Below are 5,654 nucleotides of genomic sequence, written 5' to 3'. Positions count from 1 at the left end.
ACCTTGGCGGCGTCTTCCTTGTCCAGATAAGCCTTGTCGGCCTTGTCCAGGTAATCGCTGGCGTCTTTGGTTTCCAGTGCCGCGACTTTGCTCGCCTGTGGGTTGGCCTGCAGGCCGGCGTAGTTGGTGCGCGCCTGTTCCAGGTTCGGGTTAGGCGGGGTGGAGCAGGCAGCCAGTGCAACGCTTGCGGCCAGAAGAGCGGGAATCATCAGTTGCTTACGCATAATTTGTCGTCCTTTCTATCGGTAAGAGTTTCAGCTTTGCGGTCGGGATGCGCGCTTACTGCACAGTGCGCTGGCTTTCCTGACGCAGTTCCTGAACACCTTTCTGGGAATCCTTCAAAGCCTGTTCGGCCTTGGCGGCCTGAGCCTTGCGTTCAGCGACGCGAGCGTCCCATTCAGCCTGTTCGGACAGGCGACGGGCCTCGTCATACTTCTTGTCGTGCATGGCGATTTCAGCTTGTTTCAGTTTGTCCTGAGCCTGCTTCATTTCCACCGCAGCGAACTCGGTACCGCCAGCGCTAACGGCGCTGTTGACGGCCGATTGAGTGACGGCGTACTGCTCGGTCGGAGGATTACCGGCGCAACCGGCCAGTACGAAGCTGGTGCCGATGGCCAGAGCGGCCAGTTTCAGACCGCGCAGGTGGGAAAACGAGGTTTGGGTTTTCATGGTCTTCAACTCCATTAGGCATCTCCTGAAAATACAACTGAATCCATCCTGGCAGAGGAGGCGAAAGCATCGCTTGTAGACGCGAATTGAAACGCTCGTTCCAGGCGTGGTTACCTGTTCCGACCGGCGGCATTTTTGAAAAGTTCAGAAAAGATGGCCTATCGCCAAAAATTAAATTGACCGTTTGGACAAGGCTCTGGGACGGGAACTTTGGGGCTTTGGAGCTGTACGCGCGGGTGAGTTTTAAGGTGATATCAGGGGGTGATCAGTACCCTGTGGGAGCTGGCTTGCCAGCGATGAGGCCATCATGCTCAGCACATTTTTGACTGAACTGCCGCCATCGCGGGCAAGCCCGCTCCCACATTTTTCTCGGTGTCAGGAATCAGTGCTTCTGCTTGTTCTCAGCCGAGGACAAATCATGCAGATGCCGCCGCGACAACGCCAGAAAACGCGGCGTCGGGCCGACATCCTCATACAACGGATCACCTTCCTCATCAGTCGCCACCACCGTCGAACCCTTCACATACGGCAGGCTCGCTTCGAACTCCTCAAGCGCGGCGCCGATCAGTTCGCCGAGCAGTTCCTCGGGATGACGTTTGGGATACATCTCGGCAATTGCCGCCAGGCGCGCGGCGGCCTCGACGTCCAGATGAATCGTGTAGCCGGTGTCGGTCAGGCGACCTTTGGCGTTTTCTTCCCAATGCTGGGCGAGTTCACGAATTTTCATGATGACCTCATTTAGCGCCTGCTGATGGCAGGCCTGGGTGAGTGTCCGGCAGCGCCGGCGGCGGGCCGTCGTACGGCTTACTGTTGAGACTAGCTTTCGCCGGCAAGGTTTAAAGTCAATTCGTCGCCTGCTTGTAAGAAGCGGCGCAGAGCGGCACTCTCTGGCAAAGCATTCGTTTCTGCGCTGTCCCCGATTACCGCTGGAGAACTGCTGATGACCGATATTGATGCACGCTTGCGCGAAGATGTTCACCTGCTCGGAGAGCTGTTGGGCAACACCATTCGAGACCAGTACGGCGAGGCGTTCCTCGACAAGATCGAGCAGATTCGCAAAGGCGCCAAGGCCGACCGGCGCGGCTCGATGGACGCTGAACTGAGCGCCAGCCTCAATCAATTGAGCGAAGACGAATTGCTCCCGGTCGCGCGGGCGTTCAATCAGTTTCTCAACCTGGCCAACATTGCCGAGCAGTATCAGCTGATCCATCGCCGCGAGGAGTCGCAACCGGCGCCGTTCGAGTCGCGGGTGTTGCCGGAACTGCTCGCGCGCCTGCGCAGCGAAGGGCACAGCGCCGAATCTCTGGCCCGGCAACTGGCGCGGCTGGAAATCGAACTGGTGCTGACCGCGCACCCGACCGAAGTGGCGCGACGCACGTTGATCCAGAAGTACGACGCGATCGCCGCGCAACTGGCCGCGCAGGACCATCGCGACCTGACCAGCGCCGAGCGCGAGCAGATCCAGAGCAAACTGCAACGGCTGATCGCCGAAGCCTGGCACACCGAAGAAATCCGCCGCACCCGCCCGACGCCGGTCGATGAAGCCAAATGGGGCTTTGCGGTGATCGAGCATTCGTTGTGGCAGGCGATCCCCAACCATATGCGCAAGGCCGATCAGGCGCTGTTCGCCGCCACGGGTCTGCGCTTGCCGCTGGAAGCCGCGCCGATCCGCTTCGCCTCATGGATGGGTGGCGACCGTGACGGCAACCCCAATGTCACCGCCGCCGTCACTCGCGAAGTCTTGCTGCTGGCGCGCTGGATGGCCGCTGACTTGTATCTGCGCGATGTCGATCACCTTGCTGCCGAACTGTCGATGCAGCAGGCCAGCGACGCGCTGACGGCCAAGGCCGGCGACAGTGCCGAACCGTATCGCGCGGTGCTCAAGCAACTGCGCGAACGCCTGCGCGCCACACGCAACTGGGCGCATGCCGCGTTGACCGCGCCGACCCCGGCCACCGCCGATGTGCTGCACGATAATCGCGACCTGCTCGAGCCTTTGCAGTTGTGTTTCAACTCGCTGCACGAGTGCGGCATGGGCGTCATCGCCGACGGGCCGTTGCTCGACTGCCTGCGTCGGGCGGTGACGTTCGGCCTGTTCCTGGTGCGCCTCGATGTGCGTCAGGATTCGACGCGGCACAGCTCGGCAATGACCGAAATCACCGATTACCTCGGCCTCGGCCGCTACGAAGATTGGGATGAAGAACAGCGCATCAACTTCCTCACCGAGGAGCTGAGCAACCGTCGACCGTTGCTGCCCGCGCATTTCAAACCATCGGCGGATACCGCCGAAGTGCTCAACACCTGCAAGGAAATCGCCGCCGCGCCCGCTGCGTCGCTGGGCTCCTACGTGATCTCCATGGCCGGCGCCGCTTCCGACGTGCTCGCGGTGCAACTGCTGCTCAAGGAATCCGGCGTTCTGCGGCCCATGCGCGTGGTGCCGCTGTTCGAAACCCTCGCCGACCTCGACAACGCCGGGCCGGTGATGGAACGTCTGCTGCTGTTGCCGGGCTATCGCGCGCGTTTGCATGGCCCGCAGGAAGTGATGATCGGCTATTCCGACTCGGCCAAGGACGCCGGCACCACCGCTGCGGCGTGGGCGCAATATCGCGCGCAGGAACGACTGGTGGAAATCTGCCGTGAGCAGCAAGTCGAACTACTGCTGTTCCACGGTCGCGGCGGCACCGTTGGCCGTGGCGGCGGTCCGGCGCACGCGGCGATTCTGTCGCAACCACCGGGTTCGGTGGCCGGGCGTTTCCGCACCACCGAACAGGGCGAAATGATTCGTTTCAAATTCGGCCTGCCGGACATCGCCGAGCAAAACCTCAATCTGTATCTGGCCGCCGTGCTCGAGGCGACCTTGTTGCCACCGCCGCCGCCGACTCCGGAATGGCGCCATCTGATGGACGAATTGGCGGCGGACGGTGTCAGCGCTTACCGCCAGGTGGTGCGGGAAAATCCGCAATTCGTTGAGTACTTCCGTCAATCGACCCCGGAGCAGGAGCTCGGACGGTTGCCGCTCGGCAGTCGCCCGGCCAAACGCCGTGCCGGCGGTATCGAAAGCCTGCGGGCAATTCCGTGGATTTTCGGCTGGACCCAAACCCGATTGATGCTGCCGGCCTGGCTGGGCTGGGAGACGGCGCTGAGCAAGGCGCTGGAGCGCGGCGAGGGCGAGTTGCTCGGGCAGATGCGCGAACAGTGGCCGTTCTTCCGCACTCGTATCGACATGCTGGAAATGGTCCTGGCCAAGGCCGATGCGGATATTGCGCAGTCCTACGACGAACGTTTGGTCGAGGCTGATCTGCTGCCATTGGGCGCGCAGTTACGCGACCTATTGTCGCAGGCATGCACCGTCGTGCTCGGTCTGACCGGGCAGTCGCAGCTGCTGGCGCACAGCCCGGACACCCTCGAATTCATCCGCTTGCGTAATACGTATCTCGACCCGCTGCATCTATTGCAGGCGGAACTGTTGGCGCGTTCGCGGCAGCAGGATGTCGAGCAGGGCAGCCCGGTGGAACAGGCGCTGCTGGTGTCTGTAGCGGGGATTGCCGCCGGATTGCGCAATACCGGCTAAGGTTGCTGATCACCTCAGGCGGCATTCGCGACAAGGGTCGGATGCCGCTTCTCCTGCCGTAGGAAAGTGCCGCGAAGCGACAGTTATTGATGGGGTTGCGACTTGGGTTACCGCGTCGCAAGGTCACGGCGGGCGTCGGTTTCTCCGACTTTTGGCGTCTTGTGTGGGCGCAGCCTGCTGTGTATCTTGATCAGCCTTTGGCCGTTTGTGCGGCCACGACCCGTATTTTCAGGATCCGCCGGTTACGAGCGAATCCTTTGTTTTGTAAAGCTTTTATATAAAAAATTGAGGAGCACATCGATGCGCGTCATTCTGCTGGGAGCTCCCGGGGCCGGTAAAGGTACTCAGGCAAAGTTCATCACCGAGAAATTCGGCATTCCGCAAATCTCCACCGGCGACATGCTGCGTGCTGCGGTCAAGGCTGGCACTCCACTGGGCGTGCAAGCCAAGAGCATCATGGATGCCGGCGGCCTGGTGTCGGATGACCTGATCATCGCGCTGGTCAAGGACCGCATCGCTCAACCTGATTGTGCCAACGGTTTCCTGTTCGATGGCTTCCCGCGCACCATTCCGCAGGCTGAAGCACTGGTCACTGCCGGTGTCGAGTTGGATGCCGTGGTCGAGATCGCTGTTGAAGACGAAGAAATCGTCCAGCGCATCGCCGGTCGCCGTGTTCACGAAGCCAGCGGCCGCGTTTACCACATCGTCTACAACCCGCCGAAACTGGCTGGCAAGGACGACATCACCGGCGAAGAGCTGGTGCAGCGCAAGGACGACACCGAAGAAACCGTGCGTCATCGCCTGTCGGTCTACCATTCGCAGACCAAGCCTTTGGTGGAGTTCTATCAGAGCCTGTCCGCCAAAAACGCCGGCAAGCCGAAGTACAGCCACATTCCGGGCGTTGGTTCGGTTGATGCGATCACCGCCAAGGTGCTGGCTGCGCTGAGCTGAAAAGTCTGATCGGCTGCATCATCCACGGCCCGCTTGCGGGCCGTAGTTGTTTATACTGACGCACTTTTTTCCCCACCCCTGTTTTGGAAACATCGATGAGCACCTTGCTGGCCCTGGACACCGCGACTGAAGCTTGCTCCGTTGCCTTGCTGCATGACGGCAAGGTCACGAGCCATTACGAGGTGATCCCGCGTCTGCATGCGCAGAAGCTGCTGCCGATGATTCAGCAATTGCTCGCCGATGCGGGCACCACGTTGCAAGCTGTCGACGCGATTGCCTTCGGCCGTGGCCCGGGCGCGTTCACCGGTGTGCGCATTGCCATCGGTGTGGTGCAGGGTTTGGCCTTTGCTCTGGATCGTCCGGTATTGCCGGTATCCAACCTTGCCGTGCTGGCGCAGCGTGCCTTTCGCGAGCACAGCGCAAGCCAGGTGGCGGCCGCCATTGATGCGCGGATGGATGAAGT

General features: G+C 61.1%; 6 protein-coding genes. 3 read left to right on the top strand and 3 right to left on the bottom strand.

The window, feature by feature from the left end:
- The 3 genes from OQK_RS05620 to OQK_RS05610 all read right to left on the bottom strand — a co-directional run.
- The coding region (locus OQK_RS05620; RefSeq protein ID WP_038860610.1) for a DUF4398 domain-containing protein at positions 1-224 on the bottom strand (224 nt) is incomplete at its 3' end.
- A gap of 55 nt (positions 225-279) precedes the next feature.
- A complete protein-coding gene (locus OQK_RS05615; protein ID WP_016771501.1) occupies positions 280-684 on the bottom strand; it encodes a DUF4398 domain-containing protein in 405 nt (134 codons plus the stop codon).
- A 367-nt stretch (positions 685-1,051) separates the two neighbouring features.
- Entirely contained in the window at positions 1,052-1,396 is a 345-nt protein-coding gene (locus OQK_RS05610) for a hypothetical protein (RefSeq protein ID WP_016771500.1), read from the bottom strand.
- A gap of 213 nt (positions 1,397-1,609) precedes the next feature.
- On the opposite strand from OQK_RS05610, the gene ppc reads away from it, so the two are divergent.
- The 3 genes from ppc to tsaB all read left to right on the top strand — a co-directional run.
- Positions 1,610-4,240 carry a phosphoenolpyruvate carboxylase gene (gene ppc / locus OQK_RS05605; protein ID WP_016771499.1) on the top strand — a complete coding sequence of 877 codons (2,631 nt, stop codon included), beginning with the start codon at positions 1,610-1,612 and terminating at the stop codon, positions 4,238-4,240.
- A gap of 300 nt (positions 4,241-4,540) precedes the next feature.
- On the top strand, positions 4,541-5,191 hold the full coding sequence (adk, locus tag OQK_RS05600) for an adenylate kinase (RefSeq protein WP_016771498.1): 651 nt from the start codon (positions 4,541-4,543) through the stop codon (positions 5,189-5,191).
- A 95-nt stretch (positions 5,192-5,286) separates the two neighbouring features.
- Positions 5,287-5,654 (top strand): tRNA (adenosine(37)-N6)-threonylcarbamoyltransferase complex dimerization subunit type 1 TsaB (tsaB, locus tag OQK_RS31040; protein WP_038860608.1); only part of this gene is annotated, 368 nt, incomplete at its 3' end.

Origin of the sequence: Pseudomonas sp. R62 (assembly GCF_000257605.1) — a bacterium.
GTDB lineage: Bacteria > Pseudomonadota > Gammaproteobacteria > Pseudomonadales > Pseudomonadaceae > Aquipseudomonas > Aquipseudomonas atacamensis.
This window is presented reverse-complemented; position numbering and strand designations above follow the sequence as displayed.

Bases quoted from the DNA above. Each gene is read 5' to 3' on its own strand.
- OQK_RS05615 (WP_016771501.1), bottom strand. From the start codon at position 684: ATGGAGTTGAAGACCATGAAAACCCAAACCTCGTTTTCCCACCTGCGC.
- OQK_RS05610 (WP_016771500.1), bottom strand. From the start codon at position 1,396: ATGAAAATTCGTGAACTCGCCCAGCATTGGGAAGAAAACGCCAAAGGT.
- ppc (WP_016771499.1), top strand. From the start codon at position 1,610: ATGACCGATATTGATGCACGCTTGCGCGAAGATGTTCACCTGCTCGGA.
- adk (WP_016771498.1), top strand. From the start codon at position 4,541: ATGCGCGTCATTCTGCTGGGAGCTCCCGGGGCCGGTAAAGGTACTCAG.